General features: G+C 71.1%; 19 protein-coding genes. 11 read left to right on the top strand and 8 right to left on the bottom strand.

Annotated elements, in window-relative coordinates; genetic code table 11:
• Window positions 1–3: 3 nt before the first annotated feature.
• A complete protein-coding gene (locus tag ACFPLC_RS10125; protein ID WP_378194100.1) occupies window positions 4–726 on the bottom strand; it encodes a phosphatidylserine decarboxylase in 723 nt (240 codons plus the stop codon).
• A 248-nt stretch (window positions 727–974) separates the two neighbouring features.
• Here ACFPLC_RS10125 and ACFPLC_RS10120 point away from each other — a divergent pair, with 248 nt between their 5' ends.
• Complete coding sequence (locus tag ACFPLC_RS10120) at window positions 975–1,196, top strand: hypothetical protein (RefSeq protein WP_378194097.1); 222 nt, start codon at window positions 975–977, stop codon at window positions 1,194–1,196.
• A gap of 39 nt (window positions 1,197–1,235) precedes the next feature.
• On the opposite strand, the gene ACFPLC_RS10115 is transcribed toward ACFPLC_RS10120, so the two are convergent.
• The gene (locus ACFPLC_RS10115; RefSeq protein WP_378194094.1) at window positions 1,236–1,520 is read right to left on the bottom strand and encodes a GlsB/YeaQ/YmgE family stress response membrane protein; all 285 of its coding nucleotides are present in this window, start codon (window positions 1,518–1,520) and stop codon (window positions 1,236–1,238) included.
• Between the two features lie 72 nt (window positions 1,521–1,592).
• Here ACFPLC_RS10115 and ACFPLC_RS10110 point away from each other — a divergent pair, with 72 nt between their 5' ends.
• On the top strand, window positions 1,593–2,153 hold the full coding sequence (locus ACFPLC_RS10110) for an ArsR/SmtB family transcription factor (RefSeq protein ID WP_378194091.1): 561 nt from the start codon (window positions 1,593–1,595) through the stop codon (window positions 2,151–2,153).
• The gene (locus ACFPLC_RS10105) at window positions 2,150–3,403 is read left to right on the top strand and encodes an MFS transporter (RefSeq protein WP_378194088.1); all 1,254 of its coding nucleotides are present in this window, start codon (window positions 2,150–2,152) and stop codon (window positions 3,401–3,403) included. Before ACFPLC_RS10110 ends, ACFPLC_RS10105 begins: the two co-directional genes overlap by 4 nt.
• Here the strand turns inward: ACFPLC_RS10105 and moeA are convergent.
• Window positions 3,357–4,550: a molybdopterin molybdotransferase MoeA gene (gene moeA, locus ACFPLC_RS10100; protein WP_378194085.1), complete on the bottom strand. Its 1,194-nt coding sequence runs from the start codon at window positions 4,548–4,550 to the stop codon at window positions 3,357–3,359. The genes ACFPLC_RS10105 and moeA overlap by 47 nt on opposite strands.
• A 73-nt stretch (window positions 4,551–4,623) precedes the next feature.
• Between moeA and ACFPLC_RS10095 the strand changes: the two genes are divergently transcribed.
• The 5 genes from ACFPLC_RS10095 (at window position 4,624) to groL (ending at window position 9,708) form a co-directional block, all read left to right on the top strand.
• The gene (locus ACFPLC_RS10095; protein WP_043776299.1) at window positions 4,624–5,301 is read left to right on the top strand and encodes a TIGR00266 family protein; all 678 of its coding nucleotides are present in this window, start codon (window positions 4,624–4,626) and stop codon (window positions 5,299–5,301) included.
• A complete protein-coding gene (locus ACFPLC_RS10090) occupies window positions 5,301–5,924 on the top strand; it encodes an AIM24 family protein (RefSeq protein WP_378194081.1) in 624 nt (207 codons plus the stop codon). Before ACFPLC_RS10095 ends, ACFPLC_RS10090 begins: the two co-directional genes overlap by 1 nt.
• Window positions 5,925–6,035: 111 nt before the next feature.
• Window positions 6,036–6,242: a cold-shock protein gene (locus ACFPLC_RS10085; protein ID WP_003085446.1), complete on the top strand. Its 207-nt coding sequence runs from the start codon at window positions 6,036–6,038 to the stop codon at window positions 6,240–6,242.
• A gap of 64 nt (window positions 6,243–6,306) precedes the next feature.
• On the top strand, window positions 6,307–7,773 hold the full coding sequence (locus tag ACFPLC_RS10080; protein ID WP_378194077.1) for a serine/threonine-protein kinase: 1,467 nt from the start codon (window positions 6,307–6,309) through the stop codon (window positions 7,771–7,773).
• A 306-nt stretch (window positions 7,774–8,079) separates the two neighbouring features.
• The gene (gene groL / locus ACFPLC_RS10075) at window positions 8,080–9,708 is read left to right on the top strand and encodes a chaperonin GroEL (RefSeq protein ID WP_361103164.1); all 1,629 of its coding nucleotides are present in this window, start codon (window positions 8,080–8,082) and stop codon (window positions 9,706–9,708) included.
• A 51-nt stretch (window positions 9,709–9,759) separates the two neighbouring features.
• On the opposite strand, the gene ACFPLC_RS10070 is transcribed toward groL, so the two are convergent.
• Window positions 9,760–10,080, bottom strand: a complete 321-nt coding sequence (locus ACFPLC_RS10070) for a hypothetical protein (protein ID WP_378194073.1) — start codon at window positions 10,078–10,080, stop codon at window positions 9,760–9,762.
• 208 nt (window positions 10,081–10,288) lie between these two features.
• Window positions 10,289–10,504 carry a PspC domain-containing protein gene (locus tag ACFPLC_RS10065; protein WP_378194070.1) on the bottom strand — a complete coding sequence of 72 codons (216 nt, stop codon included), beginning with the start codon at window positions 10,502–10,504 and terminating at the stop codon, window positions 10,289–10,291.
• Window positions 10,505–10,589: 85 nt separating this feature from the next.
• On the opposite strand from ACFPLC_RS10065, the gene ACFPLC_RS10060 reads away from it, so the two are divergent.
• Together ACFPLC_RS10060 and ACFPLC_RS10055 are read left to right on the top strand one after the other, a co-directional pair.
• Window positions 10,590–10,772: a hypothetical protein gene (locus ACFPLC_RS10060; protein WP_378235786.1), complete on the top strand. Its 183-nt coding sequence runs from the start codon at window positions 10,590–10,592 to the stop codon at window positions 10,770–10,772.
• Window positions 10,769–11,536: a nucleotidyltransferase domain-containing protein gene (locus ACFPLC_RS10055; RefSeq protein ID WP_378194067.1), complete on the top strand. Its 768-nt coding sequence runs from the start codon at window positions 10,769–10,771 to the stop codon at window positions 11,534–11,536. Before ACFPLC_RS10060 ends, ACFPLC_RS10055 begins: the two co-directional genes overlap by 4 nt.
• A 14-nt stretch (window positions 11,537–11,550) precedes the next feature.
• On the opposite strand, the gene ACFPLC_RS10050 is transcribed toward ACFPLC_RS10055, so the two are convergent.
• On the bottom strand, window positions 11,551–12,480 hold the full coding sequence (locus ACFPLC_RS10050) for an o-succinylbenzoate synthase (RefSeq protein WP_378194064.1): 930 nt from the start codon (window positions 12,478–12,480) through the stop codon (window positions 11,551–11,553).
• Between the two features lie 74 nt (window positions 12,481–12,554).
• Here ACFPLC_RS10050 and ACFPLC_RS10045 point away from each other — a divergent pair, with 74 nt between their 5' ends.
• Entirely contained in the window at window positions 12,555–15,335 is a 2,781-nt protein-coding gene (locus ACFPLC_RS10045; protein ID WP_378194061.1) for an AfsR/SARP family transcriptional regulator, read from the top strand.
• Window positions 15,336–15,443: 108 nt separating this feature from the next.
• Here the strand turns inward: ACFPLC_RS10045 and ACFPLC_RS10040 are convergent, their stop codons facing one another.
• Together ACFPLC_RS10040 and ACFPLC_RS10035 are read right to left on the bottom strand one after the other, a co-directional pair.
• Window positions 15,444–16,289, bottom strand: coding sequence for a DUF72 domain-containing protein (locus tag ACFPLC_RS10040; protein ID WP_378194058.1), 846 nt, complete (start codon window positions 16,287–16,289; stop codon window positions 15,444–15,446).
• Window positions 16,290–16,749: 460 nt separating this feature from the next.
• Window positions 16,750–17,511, bottom strand: coding sequence for a DUF4253 domain-containing protein (locus ACFPLC_RS10035; protein ID WP_378194055.1), 762 nt, complete (start codon window positions 17,509–17,511; stop codon window positions 16,750–16,752).
• Window positions 17,512–17,633 lie beyond the last annotated feature (122 nt).

Below are 17,633 nucleotides of genomic sequence, written 5' to 3'. Positions count from 1 at the left end.
CGATCAGCCCTTCGGGAGCGCGGGGAGTTCGGCGATGACCGTCTCGCCGCCGACCGTCCGCTGGCCCTTGCTGACCAGCACCGTCGAGCCCGGCGGCAGGTAGAGGTCGACCCGCGAGCCGAACCGGATGATGCCGTACGTCGACGCGGCGTCGACCTTGTCACCCTCGCGGATCTCGCAGAGGATGCGGCGCGCGACCAGGCCGGCGATCTGCACGACGACGAGCTCGTGGCCGTCTTCGGTGCGCATCAGCACGGAGTTGCGCTCGTTGTCGTCGCTGGCCTTGTCCAGGTCCGCGGACAGGAACTTGCCGGGCCGGTAGGCGACCCGCTCGATCACGCCGTTCGCCGGCACGCGCTGGACGTGCACGTCGAACACCGAGAGGAACACCGAAACGCGCATCCGCGGCTCGGCGGGCAGGCCGAGCTCGGCGGGCGGGACGGCTTCTTCGATCAGCGACACGAGACCGTCGGCCGAGGCGAGCGCGACGCCGTCACGCGGCGGCGGGACCCGCTTCGGCTCGCGGAAGAACGCGGCCGTCGCCACGGTCGCCAGGGCGCCGACGAGCCCGAGGCGCTTGGAGAACCGGCGCGCGAGCAGGGTCGCGGCGACGCCGCCCGCCACGAACGGGCGACCGGCGGGGTGCATCGGCGGCAGCGTCTCGCGGGCGAGCTGGAGGGCGTGGGCGACGGGGTTGCCGGCGGAATCCGGCCGGGTGCCGCTCATGGTCGGGTCCCCTGGTTTCGTGTCGGAAGAACGGATCGGCGCCGGGGTCCGGCGGCCGCGTACGGGCGCCCCCACGCTACCGCTGCCCCAGGTGAGGGTGTCCGCGCGCCCCTGCCGGACTCCTCCGGGAGGGGGTCACCGCGGTGGGTGGGAATGATCGCCCCGTCGTAACGGAAGGTCGATTTTGGCGATGACTCTCAGTAGTTGCCGCCGTTCGGGGCGCTGCCCCGCCTGACCTGTGAGGACCGATGACCGACCGCCGCGATCCCGCCGAAGCCCGGCTTCGCGAGCTCCTGGGCGCGTGGCGCCGGGAGATCGACGACGTGCCGGCGCCGTCGCTGGTCGATCCGATGCGGGCGGTGGACGTCGTCATCGAGGCGATGAAGGCGAAGAACCGGGGCCGGGTGCATCCGCCCCCCGACGGCGCACGCACCCGGCCGCCGGGAGATGCGCGTGACGAAGCAGTCTAGCGTCCGGCGGCCCGTCGATCACGGTTCGTCCGGCAAAAGTTACCAACGGTCACTCGGACGCCGGGCCAGACCGCTCGCGAGCCGCAGGATCGCCAGCAGCACCACCGCGCCGAGGATGGCCACGCCGAAGCTGGGGAAGTCGAAGTCGAACGTCTTCGCCTGGCCGGTCGCGAGCCGGTAGACCACTCCGCCCAGAGCCGCGCCGACGACCCCGACGAGCACGCTGACCAGGCAACCCTGGCGCTGCCGCGCGCGCCCGCCGACGACCAGGTTCGCGACCCAGCCGACGATCGCGCCGAAGATCACCCATGCGACGAAACCCATGGCCGGAGTTTACGCGAGCAGTTGTACAAGCACCATTGCACAATAGTTCTTGTACAACTACTCTTGTGCGTTATGACCGAGGACATCCGGGAGATCCGGGATTCGAAGGTGCTGGCCGCCATGTCTCACCAGCTGCGGCGCCGGCTCCTGGAACTGCTCCACCTCGACGGCCCGGCGACGGCGTCGGTGCTCGCCGCGAAGACCGGCCAGGCGGTCGGCAACGTCAGCCACCACATGAAGGTGCTGGCCGCCGCGAAGCTGGTCGAGGAAGCCCCGGAGCTGGCTCGTGACCAGCGAGAACGCTGGTGGAAGCGCAGCGCGAAGACGCTGCGGTGGGCCGCGGCCGACTTCCCCGGCGACCCGGTCGCCGAAGCCGCCGAGGTCCTCGTGCTCGACCACCAGACGGCGGTCGCCCGCGAGTGGATCGCCAGCCGCGAGACCTACCCCGAGGAGTGGCGCAGTGCGCCGTTCAGCATCGACACCTGGGTCCGGCTGTCGAAGGAAGAACTCGACGAGCTGAACGAACGGGTCTTCCTGCTGATCAGCGAGTTCGAGAACCGGACCGAACCCGGTGACGGCGTCGAGCGCCGCCCGGTCTTCTTCGCCGCGCGAGCGTCGCTGGGCAAGCCGTGAAGGGGCTCTGGGGGAACAGGGACTTCCGGCTGCTCTGGACCGGCGAGACCACGAGCATGCTCGGCAGCATGGTGGCGACCACGGCGCTGCCGCTGGTCGCGGTGGTCACGCTGCAGGCCAGCACCTTCCAGGTCGCACTGCTGACGGCGGTGTCCTGGTTGCCGTGGCTGCTCATCGGGCTGCCCGCCGGCGCGTGGGTCGACCGGCTGGCGAAGCGGCCGGTGATGCTCGTCTGCAACACGGTGTCGATGGCGGTGTTCGGCAGCGTCCCGGTCGTGGCCGCCTTCGGCGCGCTCACCATGCCCTACCTGCTGGCCGCCGCCCTGCTCGGCGGCTTCGCGAAGGTGTTCTTCACCCTTGCCTACCGCGCGTACCTCCCCGTGCTCGTCGGCGACGGCGAACTGCTCGAAGCCAACGCGAAGCTGCAAGGCAGCGAGTCCGCGACCCAGGTCGCCGGGCCGGGCCTGGCCGGGCTGCTGGCCCAGGCGTTCGGGCCGGTCAGCGGCATCCTGGCGGACGCGGTCAGCTTCGGCGTCTCCGTGCTGTGCGTGCGGGCGATCCGGGTGCGCGAAACCGTCGTCCCCGCCGAGCGCTCGCCACTGCGCAGCCAGATCGCCGAAGGGCTGCGGTTCGTCATGGGAGACCGCTACCTGCGCTCGCTCATGGTCTTCGGTGCCGTCTCGAACCTCGCGCTCGCCGGCTACCAGGCCATCCAAATCGTGTTTCTGTCCCGCACGCTCGGCAGCGCACCCGGCCTGGTCGGCCTGGTCCTGGCGGTGGCCGCGGCCGGCGGGGTGCTCGGCGCGGCCATGGCCGGACGGCTCGCCGCGCGCTTCGGGCCCGCCCGCGCGTGGCTGCTGTGCGAGATCGTCGCGGCGCCGATGCTGCTGCTCGGGCCGCTCAGCGGACCGGGCTGGGGGCTCACGCTGTTCGTGCTCGCCGAGTTCGGCGTCTGCGCCGGTGTCGTCGCCGGCAACGTGCTGGTCACGACGTTCCGGCAGCAGTACTGCCCGCCCGGACTGTTCAGCCGGGTCAACTCGAGCATGTCGATCGTCAACTACGGGTCGATCCCGTTGGCCGGTGTCCTCGGCGGCGTGCTGGGCGAGACGATCGGTATCCGCGAGACGCTGTGGGTGGCTGCGGGGTTTTCGGTCCTCGCGCTGCCGCTGCTGGCGCCGTACCGGAAGCTGCGGGACTTCCCGGTCAGAGGAGCAGGACGTCCACTTCGTCCCCAACCGCTGCCGACGTGACGTCCTCCGGGAGCACGATCAGGCAGTTGGCCTGGGTGAACGCGGCCAGCAGGTGCGAGCCCGGCCCGCCGCGCGGTCCGACGATCCCGGTGACCTCCCGGTCGGAGGGGGTGAACACGCCCCGGCGGTACTGGCGGCGCCCGGACGGCGAGCTCATCGCCTCGGTCAGCCGGGCCCGCACCCGCCGCCGCGAGACGTCGGTGTGGCCCAGCGCCGTCAGGATCGCCGGGCGCAGGAACGCCTCGAACGACACCAGCACGCTGACCGGGTTGCCGGGCAGCGCCACCACGGGAACGCCGTGCCAGCGCCCGCTGCCCTGCGGCCCGCCCGGCTGCATCGCGATCTTCGCGAACTCGACGCCCTGCCCGGTCAGCGCGTCCTTCACCACTTCGTACGCGCCGGCGCTGACGCCACCGGAGGTGACCAGCAGGTCGGTGCCCGCCAGCTTCGGCTCGATGACCTTCCGGAACTCGTCGACGTCGTCGACGACGCTGCGGACCACCTCGACCTCGCAGCCGAGGCCGCGGATCGCCGCGGCGAGCATCACGCTGTTGGACTCGTAGATCTGGCCGTGCCGCAGCGGGGCCGGCGCGTCGATCAGCTCGGTGCCGGTCGAGGCCACCAGCACCCGCAGCGGCCGGTGCACCCGCACCTCGGCGAGGCCGACCGCGGCCGCCAGGCCCAGTTGCGAGTGGTTCAGCACGGTGCCCGCGTGCAGGGCGACCTCGTCGGCGACGACGTCCTCGCCGGTGTGCCGGATGTGCGCGCCTTCGCGGGCGGGCGCCGAGAACGTCACCGTTTCCGTGCCACCGTCGGTCTCCTCGACCATCACGACGGCGTCCGCGCCCGGCGGCAGCGGCGCGCCGGTCATGATCCGCTGCGCGGTGCCCGGTTCGAGGGGCCGGACGTCGACCCGGCCCGCCGGGATGTCGTCGGCGACCGGCAGCGTCACCGGAGCCGCGGGGACGTCGGCCGCGCGGACCGCGTAGCCGTCCATCGCGGAGTTGTCGAAGGGCGGCAGCGAGACGCCGGCGCGCACGTCCTCGGCCAGGACGAGGCCGGCCGCGGCGGCGAGGGGCAGCGTGGTCGCGGGGGCCGTGCCGAGGAGCGCGGCGACGCGGTCGCGGTAGTCGTCGACGGAGATCACCGGACCATCCTCCCCGTGTTCCGGGCGCATGCAAGACTCTGCCCCGACAAGCGCACGCCACAGGGGAGCACGCATGCAGGTCGGAATCCGTCAACAGCCTTCGTTCGCCGTCGCCCGGCTGATGCTGGCGCCCGGCGAGCCGTGCCAGGTCGAGTCCGGCGCGATGATGGCCACCAGCTACGGCGTGCAGGTGCAGTCGCAGGCGCAGGGCGGGATCATGAAGGGCCTCGGCCGCGCGTTCCTCTCCGGCGAGTCCTTCTTCATCTCCACCTTCACCGCGCCGCCGAACGGCGGCTGGGTCGACGTCGCCGCCAACCTGCCCGGCGACATCCAGGTGCTCACCCTCGACGGCCGCACCGGCTGGGCCGTCACCCGCGGCTGCTGGCTCGCGTCGTCGCACGGCGTGCAGACCGAAACCAAGTGGGGCGGGATGAAGAACCTGATGGGCGGCGAGGGCGGCTTCCTGACCCACGCCACCGGCCAGGGCCAGTTGCTCGTCAGTTGCTACGGCGCGGTCGAGACCATCACGCTGCAGCAGGGCGAGATGGTGACCATCGACACCGGGCACGTCGTCGCCTACGCCGACACCGTGCAGTACCAGATCCGGAAGGTCGCGCAGGGCATCATCCAGTCGATGAAGAGCGGCGAAGGGCTCGTGTTCGACTTCGTCGGCCCCGGCCAGATCATGACGCAGACGCGCAACCCGTCCGCGCTGATCAGCTGGATCGTCTCCCACGTCCCGTCACGCTGATGCGCGTCCAGACCCGGCACACGCCCGTTTTCGGCGTCGCCCGCGTCCTGCTGGACCCGGGGGAGGCCGTGCGCGCCGCGCCGGAAACCCTGCTCGCCAGCCGGTTCGGCGTCATCGAGACGCCGGCGGGCCGCGGTGGCGTCCGCGCGGGCAAGAGCACGACGGTCGTCTACACCGCGCCGTCCGACGGCGGCTGGATCGACTTCGCGCCGCTGCGCCCCGGCGACGTCTACCCGCTCGAGGTGGGTGGCGGCACGGGCTGGTCGGTGCACCGCGACGCGGTGCTGGTGCGGCCGTCGACGGTCCGGCACGACCCCGGCTGGGTGCCGCTGCAGCAGCTCTTCGGCGCCGATTCGGGGTTTCTCGAGCACTACAGCGGAACCGGGCCGCTCGTGCTGGCCGCGCCGGGCCCGGTGGACGCGTTCGAGCTCGGCAAGGGGGAGCTGGTCACGGTCCGGCCGGACTACCTGCTGGCCTACCCCGACACGATCCAGTGCCGGCTGCGGGCCCTCGATCCGGGCGGGCCGCAGTCCCTGCGCACCGGCGAAGGTCTCGCGCTCGACTTCGCGGGTCCCGGGACGGTGCTCGTGCACGCGCGGAACAGACGCCTTTCGGGTTCGTGATCTTCGGACGAATTGCCCATTGCCGAGGGGAATAATTCCGGTAGCGTGATTGGCACTCCGCCGCTGGCATCCGCTCGGGCCAGCGGATCCTTTGTGCTGAGGGAGGGCGCCGTGGCTGTCGGCACCGTCAAATGGTTCAACTCGGAAAAGGGCTACGGGTTCATCGAATCCACGGAGGGGCCGGACGTGTTCGTCCACTATTCGGCCATCCAGTCCGAAGGATTCCGCACTCTGGACGAAGGCGACCGCGTCGAGTTCGAAGTGCAGTCCGGCCGCGACGGTCGTAGCCAGGCAGCCGACGTCCGAAAAGTTTCATAGCAGGCCGGTCAGCTGATCGGTGAACCCCCGGCAGGCGCCGAACCAGGGGCGTTAGGCTGCGGGCGTGACAGGCGATGTGTCGGGGGACCTCACCGGTCGCCGGCTGGGCAACTACCGCATCGACGGGGTGCTCGGCAAGGGCGGCATGAGCGTGACCTACAAGGCCACGGACGTGCGGCTCGGCCGCAAGGTGGCCCTGAAGGTCATCGGTGACCACCTCGGGGCCGACGCCGAGTTCCGCGAGCGGTTCGTCGACGAGGCGCGCAACACCTCCGCGATCGACCACGCCAATGTCGTGCCGCTGTACGACTTCGGCGAGCTCGACGGCATGCTCTACATCGCCATGCGGATGGTCGACGGCGGCGATCTCGCCGGGTTGATCTCGGGGGGACCGATCGCGCCCGCGCGCGCCCTGACGATGCTCGACCAGGTCGCGGACGCGCTCGACACGCTGCACAACCGTGGTTTGGTCCACCTCGACGTCAAGCCGGCGAACGTGCTGGTGACGAAGAAGGAGACCTCGCGCGAGCACGTGTACGTCGCCGACTTCGGGCTGACCCGGCGCGGCGCGACCGGGCACCGGACGCGCGGCGGCGACTTCCTCGGCTCGCCCACGTACGCGGCTCCCGAGCACCTGCGCGGGGAGCCGCTGGACGGGCGCACCGACCAGTACGCGCTGACGTGCGTCCTCTACGCCTGCCTCACCGGCAGCCCGCCGTTCAAGGGCGACGTCCCGACGGTGATCAAGGGGCACCTCAACGGCGAGCCGCCGTCGATCTCCCGCGCGGTCGCGCTGCCGCCGTCGATCGACGAGGTGATTCGCCGCGGCATGGCGAAGAACCCCGCCGACCGCTATCCCAGCTGCGTCGAGATGGTCGCGGCCGCGCGCCGCGCGCTCGGCCCGCTGGCGACGTCGGACACCCCGCCGGGCCCGCCCGGGTCCCATTCGGGCGGAATCCCCGCGCCGCAGCGTCCTGGTCAGGTACAACAGGGGCCGCACCAGAACAGCGCACCGCAGGGAGAGGGGGCCCCCGTGCACCCGTACGGAGGACAGCAGCAGCCCGGCTACGGCCAGGGGCCCGGACCGCAGGGCCCGCAAGGCCCGCCGCCGCAGGGCATGCCACCCCAGAGTTACGGCTACCCCCAGCAGGGACCTCCGCAGGGCATGCCACCCCAGGGCCCGCCGCCGGGATACGGCTACCCGCAGCAGCAGGGCAGGCCGCCGCAGGGCTACGGGCCGCCCCCGGGCGACCCGATGCGGCTGCGCCCGCCCATGCCCGCGGGCGGCGCGGGCGCGTTCCATCAGCCGAAGAGCAGCGGTGGCAAGAAGTGGCTCTTCCTCGTCCTCGGTCTGGTGGTCGTGGCCGGCCTGGTCGTCGGCGCGATCTTCCTGTTCAGTGACGGCGGCAGCGGTGGCGGCAGCCAGACCCCGGCGCCGAACATCCCGGTCGGCCCGGGTGACTCGCAGACCAACCCGACCTCGTCGCTCAACGCGCCGCCGACGTCGATCAGCATCAAGCCGAGTTCCTGACGTCGGCCCGGATGCAGTGAATGACTCATTCCTGGCATCCGATGCCAGGAATGAGTCATTCACTGCACGGGGACTTCGCGAGATCGTGCGACGCTGAGCTGGGCTTCTTGCACTCTCCCCCCGAGAGTGCTAAACACGAACTTGGCACTCGACGCCGTCGAGTGCCAAAGGTCGGGACGGTGAGGCTGACCCCCACCCGGGTGCAGTCGTCCGTCGCGGGCACCGAGCCTGGCCGAGGAAAGAGTCCTGCTGCCGCCGCTGACGACAGCGCGGCGGCTGCGCCCTATACCGGAGGACCACACCGCAATGGCCAAACTGATCGCGTTCGACGAGGACGCCCGCCGCGGTCTCGAGCGCGGCTTGAACACCCTCGCCGAAGCCGTCAAGGTGACCCTCGGCCCGCGGGGCCGGAACGTCGTGCTCGAAAAGAAGTGGGGCGCGCCGACCATCACCAACGACGGTGTCTCCATCGCCAAGGAGATCGAGCTCGAGGACCCGTGGGAGAAGATCGGGGCCGAGCTCGTCAAGGAGGTCGCCAAGAAGACCGACGACGTCGCGGGTGACGGCACCACCACCGCCACCGTGCTCGCCCAGGCCCTCGTCCGCGAGGGGCTGCGCAACGTCGCCGCCGGCGCCGACCCCATCTCGCTGAAGCGGGGCATCGAGGCGGCCGTCGAGGCCGTCACCGAGCAGCTGCACAAGGCCGCCGTCCAGATCGAGACCAAGGAGCAGATCGCTGCTACCGCCTCGATCTCGGCCGCTGACCGCACCATCGGCGAGCTGATCGCCGAGGCGCTGGACAAGGTCGGCAAGGAAGGCGTCGTCACCGTCGAGGAGAGCAACACCTTCGGCCTCGAGCTCGAGCTCACCGAGGGCATGCGCTTCGACAAGGGCTACATCTCCGGTTACTTCGTGACCGACCCGGAGCGTCAGGAAGCCGAGCTCGAGGACCCGTACATCCTCCTCTTCGGCTCCAAGATCTCCACCGTCAAGGACGTGCTGCCGCTGCTGGAGAAGGTCATCCAGTCCGGCAAGCCGCTGCTGATCATCGCCGAGGACGTCGAGGGCGAGGCGCTGGCCACCCTGATCGTCAACAAGATGCGCGGCACCTTCAAGTCCGTCGCCGTCAAGGCCCCGGGCTTCGGTGACCGCCGCAAGGCGATCCTGCAGGACATCGCGATCCTGACCGGTGGCCAGGTCATCTCCGAGGACGTCGGCCTCAAGCTGGAGAACGCGGACCTGTCCCTGCTGGGCAAGGCGCGCAAGGCCGTCATCACCAAGGACGAGACGACCATCGTCGAGGGTGCGGGCGACGCCGACCAGATCCAGGGTCGCGTCAACCAGATCCGCGCCGAGATCGACAACTCGGACTCGGACTACGACCGCGAGAAGCTGCAGGAGCGGCTCGCGAAGCTGGCCGGCGGCGTGGCCGTCATCAAGGCCGGCGCCGCGACCGAGGTCGAGCTCAAGGAACGCAAGCACCGCATCGAGGACGCGGTGCGCAACGCGAAGGCCGCCGTGGAAGAGGGCATCGTCGCCGGTGGTGGCGTGGCCCTGATCCAGGCCGCCGAAGCCGCGTTCGCGGGCCTGAAGCTCGAGGGCGACGAGGCCACTGGTGCCAACATCGTCAAGGTGGCCGTCGAGGCCCCGCTCAAGCAGATCGCGATCAACGCCGGCCTCGAGGGCGGCGTCGTGGTGGAGAAGGTCAAGGGCCTGCCGCAGGGTCACGGCCTCAACGCCGCCACGGGTGTCTACGAGGACCTGCTCGCCGCCGGCGTGCCGGACCCGACGAAGGTCACCCGCTCCGCGCTGCAGAACGCCGCGTCCATCGCGGCGCTGTTCCTGACCACCGAGGCTGTCGTGGCGGACAAGCCGGAGAAGGCTGCTGCCGCTCCGGCCGACCCGTCCGGTGGCATGGGTGGCATGGACTTCTGATCCACCGCTCAGCCGGGAAAGCCCGGTCCGCTTCGGCGGGCCGGGCTTTTCCTATGGTTTGGTGAAGAACCAGACGGCGTAGGCGCCGACGATGACAACGCCGAGCGCGAGCACGCCGAGGCCCCCGAGCCAGGCGGTGCTCTTGTCGTCAGCTTCCATCCCGACGACGATGGCGCCGATCCCGGTGAGCAGAACCCAGATCGCCAGCCCCGCGGCGGTGTAGAGCACCAACTTGGCGGCCTTGACGCCACCGGCGTCCCCCGAAGCCAGCACGGCGTAGGCAGCGAAGGCGGTCAGCCCCAGCCCGGCGATCAGGTACAACCCGCCCAAGATCCCGACGACGACCTTGGGTGCGGTGTTTCCGTGATCCACGAGCGCGAACCCTAACCCCTCGAACGGGATTCGCGCCGTGGTTTTGGGCCACTCGGCCCAACGGCCACGACCGAACGGCCCGGACGTCCCCTGGCGTCCGGGCCGTTCGATATGTCCCCCGACCCGCGCCCCCCGGCGCGAGCGTCTTCAGTGCACCCCGGCCTCCGGCGGGCCCCGGCTCCCCCTGCGAGCCGGAGCCCGCCCGGGTTCAGGAGTCCTCTTCAGGCGTCAGAATCGCGGCGGCGACGTAGACCGGAATGGCAATCCCGACCGAAAGAAACACGGCGGCGACCAGCCCGAGCCGCAGGACGGTGGCATCGACGCCGAGGTAGGTGGCCCACCCACCGCAGACACCGGTGAGCATCTTGTCGCTCCGGCTGCGGCGGAGCTGCTTGGTTTCCGGGGTGTACACGCTGTTCGTCATGGCTCAATGGTGTCTTCCGCGGCGACCTGCCCACATCGGGAACGGCCCGGACCCCGACCCTGAACTTGCCCTCGGGGACGCCCCGGTGCCCGCCGCTGCAACCACCCCTGGAACCGCCGAGCGGCGGAGGAGTTTCCGGCGAGGTCGGCCGCTGGAGCGGCGGACATGTCTTGGTCCGGGGCGGCGGTACGTCCTGTGCCAACACCTCACCCGCACGGAAAACCGAGTGCTCACCGGCGAGGCGTCCCGGTACAACTACCGACCATGAAGCACGACAACCCCGAGTTCGCCGCGATCGCCGAGCAGGGCACCATCCTGCGCTGCCAGGTCGGGTCCGGCCTGCACGGTACCGCCGTCGACGGTCAGGATGACCGCGACGAAATGGGGCTGTGCGTCGAACCCGCCGAGTACGTCACCGGGCTGCGGCGGTTCGAGCAGTACGTTTTCCGCACCCAGCCCGAAGGCGTGCGGTCCGGCCCCGGCGACCTCGACCTCATCGTCTACTCGCTGCGCAAGTGGATGCGCCTGGCCCTGACCGGAAATCCCACCATCCTGCTGCCGCTCTTCGTGCCGGACGCGGAAATCGTGCGGATCACCGAGCTCGGCCACGAGCTGCGCGCCAACGCCGACCGGGTCGTCTCGCGGCAGGCCGGCCCGCGGTTCGCCGGGTACCTGCGGACGCAGCGCAAGCGGATGCTCGAAGGGGAGCTGCGGGTCAACCGGCCCGAGCTGATCGAGAAGTACGGCTTCGACACGAAGTACGCCATGCACATGGTTCGCCTCGGGGTTCAAGGCGTCGAGCTGCTCGAGACCGGCCGGATGACGCTGCCGATCGCCGAGCCGTGGCTGAGCTGGCTGCGTGATCTGCGTCGCGGGAAGCACACCCAGGACGAAGCCGTCGCCGCCGCGGCCGAGCTGGAAGATCGGCTCGATCGGCTGTCGCGCGGTGCCTCACCGCTGCCCGAAGAGCCCGACCGCGACTGGGCGAACCAGTGGCTGGTGCACGCCTACGACTCCGCCTGGCGGGCTTGACGTCGGGTCCGCGCTCAGCTCAGCGCGCGGACCCGGCTCAGCCGGTCTTCCCAAGCCGCCGCGACCTCGGGCGACGCCGGGTAGGCCGTCGTGGGCTCTGGAGCGGTGCGTGGAACCGGGAGGAATCCGTCCACAGGGGACAATGATGCCGTGCAGACGTCCCCTTCCAGCAACGAAAGCGTCCCGAGTCCACAAGCGAATTCCAGCGACGGCAGCGCGCCGGCCAGTGCCAGGCCCGCCGCCAGGCCCACGCTCGTCTCCACCGCCGACGACACCACGCACGGCAGCCCGCACGCTTCGGCGACCTCCAACGCCCGTCGCACACCCCCGAGGGGGGCGACCTTCAGGACCGCGATGTCCGCCGCCCCGGCGACCGCGACCTTCAGCGGGTCCTCCGCGCGGCGGATCGACTCGTCGGCGGCGATCCGGACGTCGACCCGGCGCCGCACCGCGGCCAGGTCCTCGATCGACGGGCACGGCTGCTCCGCGTACTCCAGACCGCCCGCCGCCTTGTCGAGGTCCGCGATCGCCCGCACCGCCGTGTCGACGTCCCACGCCATGTTCGCGTCGACGCGGATCGCGCCGCCGGGGCCGAGCGCGTCGCGGACCGCCTCGACCCGCGCGCAGTCGTCCGCGAGCGAGACACGCGGATCCGCGACCTTCACCTTCGCCGTCCGGCAGCCGGAGGCGCGGACCAGTTCGTGCGCTTTCGCGGGCTCGACCACCGGGACCGTCGTGTTCACCTCGACGCGGTCGCGGACCGGCGCGGGCCAGCCGGCTTCGGCCGCCTCCAGCGCCGACTGCAGCCACGGCACGCTCTCGGCGTCGGAGTAGTCGGCGAACGGGCAGAACTCGCCCCAGCCCGCCGGGCCGGGCAGCAGCACCCCCTCACGGACGGTGATGCCGCGGAACCGGGTGCGCAGGGGAATCGCGTAGACCTTCATCGAGGCCGATCATGCCACTGTGCCGGACCGCGCAAACAGGTGCCGAACTGCGGGTTTCCGGACAGAATGACTCCGTGGTCCTCGATTTCCGCGTGCTGGGTCCGGCCGAGGTCACGGCCGACGGGCGCCCGGTACGACTCGGGGGCAGCCGGCCGCTGATCGTGCTGGCCGGCCTTCTGCTGCGCGCGAACCGGGTCGTCCCGGTCGACGAGCTCGGCCGCTGGCTTTGGAACGACGACCGCCGCCGCTCCAAGGGCGCGCTCCAGACGTACGTGCTGCGCCTGCGTCGGGCGCTCGGCGATCAGGTCGCGATCCGTACCGAGAGCGGCGGCTACCTGATCGAGCTCGACGACGACCTGCTCGACCTGACCCGGTTCCGCGCGCTGGCCGTCCGCGGCAAAGCGGCGATGGACCGCGGCGAGAGCCGCCGGGCGGCCGCGCACTTCGCCGAAGCGCTCGGGCAGTGGCGCGGCCCGGCGCTGCTGAACGTCGAGTCCGACGCGCTGCACCGCGACGAAGCCGGCCAGCTGGCCGAGGAACGGCTGCGCGTGCGCGAGCAGTGGGCGGACGCGCTGCTCGAAGTCGGCGAGTACGGCACGGTTGTCCCCGAACTCACCCGCCTGACCAGGGAAAACCCGTTGCGGGAGCGGCTGCACGAGCAGCTGATGACCGCGCTGTACCGGTCGGGCCGCCAAGCCGAGGCGCTGGAGGTGTACCGCCGGATCAGCGGCGTGCTGGCCGACGAGCTCGGGCTCGACCCCGGGCCGTCACTGCAGCGCACCCGCCAGGCGATCCTCACCGGCGCCGATCATGACACCGCTCCCGCGCTCTACCGGCTCGGCGTCGAACCGCAGGTGCCCCGCCAGCTGCCCGCCGACCTGCGGACGTTCTCCGGGCGCGAGTGCGACCTCAAGGCGTTGCACGCGCTGCTGCCGGAGGCGGCCGGCGCCGGCACGTCGACGCCGATCGCGTCCATCGAAGGCATGGGCGGCATCGGCAAGACGACGCTGGCGGTGCACTTCGCGCACGAGATCGCGGACCGGTTCCCCGGCGGGCAGGTCTACATCAACCTGCGCGGCTACGGCCCCGGCGAGCCGGTCGAGCCGTCGGCGGCGTTGGAGACGATGCTCACCGCGCTCGGAGTGCCGTGCGAGGCGATCCCCGGCGACCTCGACGGCCGCGCGGCGAGCTGGCGGACGCACACGGCCGGGCGGCGGCTGCTGATCCTGCTCGACAACGCCAACCGCACCGAGCAGGTGAGCCCGCTGCTGCCCGGGCCCGGCTGCCTGGTCGTGATCACCAGCCGCTGGCAGCTGCGGGCACTGGTCGCGACGCACGGCGCGCACCGGATCGCGCTGGAGGAGCTCGGCGACGAAGACGCCGTCGCGCTGCTGGCGGCGACGATCGGGTTCGACCGGGTCGCCCGCGATCCGGCGGCGGCCGAGCGGTTCGTGCGCTACTGCGGCGGGCTGCCGCTGGCGATCCGGATCCTCGCCGTGCGCGCGGCGCAGTTCCCCGACCTGGCGCTCGACGAGTTCGTCGGCTCCCTCGACAGCGACGTGCTCGGTTCGTTCGACCTCGCCGACGGCGAAGGCACCAACATCCGGTCGGTGTTTTCCTACTCCTACCAGGCACTGCAGCCGTCGACGGCCCGGTTGCTGCGGCTGCTCGGGCTGCTCACCGGCGTGGACTTCACCGCGCCGGCCGCGGCGGCGGTCGCCGGGCTGGACGTCGCCGCAACCCGGCCGATGCTCGAAACCCTGGCCGCCGCGCACCTGCTCGCCCAGCCGCGTCCGGGCCGCTACCAGTTCCACGACCTCATCCGCGCGTACGCCGCTTCGCAGGTCGATTCGGCTTCGGAGGGCGACGCCGCTTTGGACCGGTTGCTGGGCTGGTACCTGGCGTCGGCGCTGAACGCGTCACGGCTGATGCGGCCGGAGCGCTACTACCGGCTGCTGGAGCTCGACGACCTCGAGGGCGGGCTGACGTTCGGTTCGTACCACGAGGCGCTGGACTGGTTCGGCGAGGAGTGCGCCAACCTCATCGCCGCGGTGCACCTGGCGCGGCGCCGCGGCCGCGACGACGTCTGCTGGAAGCTCGCCTGGCTGCTGCAGAGCTATTTCGTGACGCGTTCGCGGCTCGACGACTGGCGCTCGGTGTTCGCGGTGGCGCTCGAAGCCGCCCGGGCGAGCGGTCACCGGCCGGGCGAGGCGGGAATCCTGAGCGGGCTCGGCGTCGTCAACGGCGTCGCCCGGCAGTACGCCGAATCCCGGCGGTACCTGGAGCAGGTGCTCGCGATCCAGCGCGAGCTCGGGGCGCGCGAGGGCGAGGCGCGGGCGCAGTACAACCTGGCGATGGCGGCGCACAACCTCGAGGACTGCGCCTGGGCGTACGAGCACGGCGCGCAGGCACTGGCGATCGTCCGCGAGCTGGGACTGGGGCACTTCGAGGCGAGCGTGCTGCGGGCGCTGGGCGACATCTGCACGTCGATGGGCGACCACGAGCAGGCGCTGCGCCTGGCCGACGCGGCGCTGGCGATCCTGGGCCCGGACGGCCGTCCGGTGGACACGCGGTTCACGCAGCACACGCGCGGCCTCGCCCTGATCGGCCTCGGCCGGTTCGAGGAGGGCATCGCGTGCATCCGCGACTCGGTGGAGATGTTCTTCGCCATGGACGAGCAGTACGAGGCGGCAGACGTCCTGGCCCAGCTGGGCCAGGTTTACCTGCGCCACGGCGACGCGGCGCAGGCCCGCGAGTGCTGGCTCCGCTCGGTGCGCTTGCTGACGGAACTGGGTCACCCGGACGCGGACGACGTCCGCGCCAAGCTGGCGGCGCTGGTCGTGGTGGGCGTGTGAGCGGCGCTGTTCTCGGAACCGGACCGGCGCACGTGCCGACCCCCAGCGGCAGCACGCGAGCCGGTCCGGCCCGCACGCCCACTCAAGCCGACGGCGCTCACTGTCCACTCACTGTCTGGTGATCGGGGCAACACCGAGCAGGTCGGCGAGGCATTCGGCGTTCCGGGGAGCCTCGACCTTGACGTCGTTGTCGAAGTAGACGTGCACGTCCCGCCGCCCGCCGTCGTGCCACCGACGGATCTTTTCGGCCCAGGTGCGCAGGGCTTTGTCGGAGTAGCCGCTGACGTAGAGCTCTTCGTCGCCGTGCAGCCGGACGTAGGCGAAATCGGCGGTCTGATCTTCGAGGAACGGCCACTTGCCGGCGGTGTCGGCGACCACGAGGGCGATGCCGTGTTCTTCGAGGAGCTTTTTGGCGGCGGGCTCGGCGAAGCTGGGGTGCCGGACTTCGAGGGCGTGCTGCAGCGGCCGTTTCGTTTCCGCTTCGAGGTACGGCGTGCCTTTCAGCTTGTCGTCGTGCTTCGTCGCCAGCTGGGCAGCGTCGGTCGTAGTGCGCGGGAGTAAGGCGAAGAAGTTCGCGAGCCGATCGGGGTCGAAGGACAGTCGTGGCGGAAGCTGCCAGAGGAAGGGGCCGAGTTTCGCACCGAGGGCAAGGACACCGGAGGCGTAGAAGTTCGCGAGCGCGGTCTCGACGTCCCGAAGCTGCTTCATGTGCGTGATGAAGCGCCCACCCTTGACGGCGAACAGGAAGTCGTCGGGGGTTTCGTCGAACCAGGCCCGGTAGCGTTCCGGACGCTGCAGGGAGTAGAAGGAGCCGTTGATTTCGACGGCGTTCATCCGGCGCGAGAGGTACTCGAGTTCGCGCCGTTGCGCGAGCTTGGGTGGGTAGAACACCCCGCGCCACGGGGGATAGCGCCACCCTGAGGTCCCGATCCGGATCTCGGCGATCGCTCTCACCGCCTTTCCGGGAGAGGTGATTCCCGCTCTCCGGGAGGGCCAAACGCGGGGGTGGTGGGACGGGTGGGCTGGGGGTTGGGACAGGTGTCCCGGGTTCTTGGTCAGCCGGTTTGGGGAAGACTATCCTCGCCGGACGGGCAGGCTCTGGGATGACCCCTCCTTCGCGCTGTTGTCTCGCGTTTCGGGTGGGTCGCTGGGTGGCCACCCCGTCGCCTGATCGAGGCCTATCACTTTGAGCCGGGCCCGCAAGGTTGCGCTGTTCTCTTGCGTTGGTCTTGTGGTTGCGGGCCCGGCTCAAAGTGATTTGACGGCCTCAGGCGACGGGATGACCACCCAGCTCTTTGGGTGGCCGGGGCGGTGGCTTCGCTTCGCTGCGCTGTTTTGGCCGCCGGTCCCCGCCTGCTGGTCCTGGCCGCGGGCGGCCTGCCCCGGCCCCTGTCCGCTCGCTCCCGGCCCCTCCTCACGCCCAGGAAAACCGCCAATGCCGCGACTGCACCAACCCCGATGCGTACTCCCGCAGATTCCCTGGCTGCCCCGCAAACGTGGGCAAACTGAACGCCCGATGCTCCGCCGCCACCGTCAGGGCGCGTGCCTGGTTCCGCGGCGGTGCCGCCACCGATAGCTCGATCGCGTCGAAGCCCAGGACCACCAGCGTGGCTCCGAACCTGTCCTCCCAGCTCCGCAGCACCGCCGACAGCTCGGCCACCTGGTCGGTGCACTTGATCATCCCCGTCCAGCCGAGCAGGGCCGGGATGTCGGCCGGCCGCTCGGTCTGGACCAAGCCGAGGCGGTGGGGCTCGCGGGTGGCCAGGATCGAGCCCGTGTTGCCCGCTTCGGCCAACGGGTCGGACCGGCGGGGGCTGCGCTTGGCCAGCCCCGGGAACCGGGCGCCGAACGGCCTCAGGCAGGCGCCGTCGCAGCAGGAGCCGTCCCACCAGCGGGACAGGGCTGCCGCCGGGTCGGCCGTTGCCACTCGGTGGCCCGCCGGGGCGAGCCGGCCGCGGTCGTCGATCCAGTCCTCGCCGTTCGCCGCGAAGCGCTGGTCGTGGGGGATCAGCACCGGCCAGAGGCCGGACCGCTCGAACTCGGCCACGCAGCCGAGGTAGCGCTCGGGCCGGGTCAGCGGCAGGTCGGACACCCACAACCGGCCGTGCCACGACCCCGGTGGCAGGGTCTGGACCGGCGGTGCGGGCGTACCGGGGCGGAGCGGTGCGATCGTCATGGACGTCCCCTCGAACTTGTGTTCGGTTGCTGCATGTCGAACAGTAGTTCGAGGGCCCGACAATTTCCAGCGTTTTGGCCGCTCATCCGTTCGAGTGAATCGGCAAACTTGCAGGTCAGGGC

The sequence above is a fragment of the Amycolatopsis plumensis genome, from assembly GCF_042652605.1.
GTDB lineage: Bacteria > Actinomycetota > Actinomycetes > Mycobacteriales > Pseudonocardiaceae > Amycolatopsis > Amycolatopsis plumensis.
The sequence above is the reverse complement of the archived record's forward strand: the minus strand, read 5'-3'. Positions and strand labels throughout refer to the sequence as shown.

Excerpts from the sequence above, each read along its gene's own strand:
- ACFPLC_RS10125 (WP_378194100.1), bottom strand. The coding sequence starts at position 726 with ATGAGCGGCACCCGGCCGGATTCCGCCGGCAACCCCGTCGCCCACGCC.
- ACFPLC_RS10120 (WP_378194097.1), top strand. The coding sequence starts at position 975 with ATGACCGACCGCCGCGATCCCGCCGAAGCCCGGCTTCGCGAGCTCCTG.
- ACFPLC_RS10115 (WP_378194094.1), bottom strand. The coding sequence starts at position 1,520 with ATGGGTTTCGTCGCATGGGTGATCTTCGGCGCGATCGTCGGCTGGGTC.
- ACFPLC_RS10110 (WP_378194091.1), top strand. The coding sequence starts at position 1,593 with ATGACCGAGGACATCCGGGAGATCCGGGATTCGAAGGTGCTGGCCGCC.
- ACFPLC_RS10095 (WP_043776299.1), top strand. The coding sequence starts at position 4,624 with ATGCAGGTCGGAATCCGTCAACAGCCTTCGTTCGCCGTCGCCCGGCTG.
- ACFPLC_RS10090 (WP_378194081.1), top strand. The coding sequence starts at position 5,301 with ATGCGCGTCCAGACCCGGCACACGCCCGTTTTCGGCGTCGCCCGCGTC.
- groL (WP_361103164.1), top strand. The coding sequence starts at position 8,080 with ATGGCCAAACTGATCGCGTTCGACGAGGACGCCCGCCGCGGTCTCGAG.
- ACFPLC_RS10065 (WP_378194070.1), bottom strand. The coding sequence starts at position 10,504 with ATGACGAACAGCGTGTACACCCCGGAAACCAAGCAGCTCCGCCGCAGC.
- ACFPLC_RS10055 (WP_378194067.1), top strand. The coding sequence starts at position 10,769 with ATGAAGCACGACAACCCCGAGTTCGCCGCGATCGCCGAGCAGGGCACC.
- ACFPLC_RS10050 (WP_378194064.1), bottom strand. The coding sequence starts at position 12,480 with ATGAAGGTCTACGCGATTCCCCTGCGCACCCGGTTCCGCGGCATCACC.
- ACFPLC_RS10035 (WP_378194055.1), bottom strand. The coding sequence starts at position 17,511 with ATGACGATCGCACCGCTCCGCCCCGGTACGCCCGCACCGCCGGTCCAG.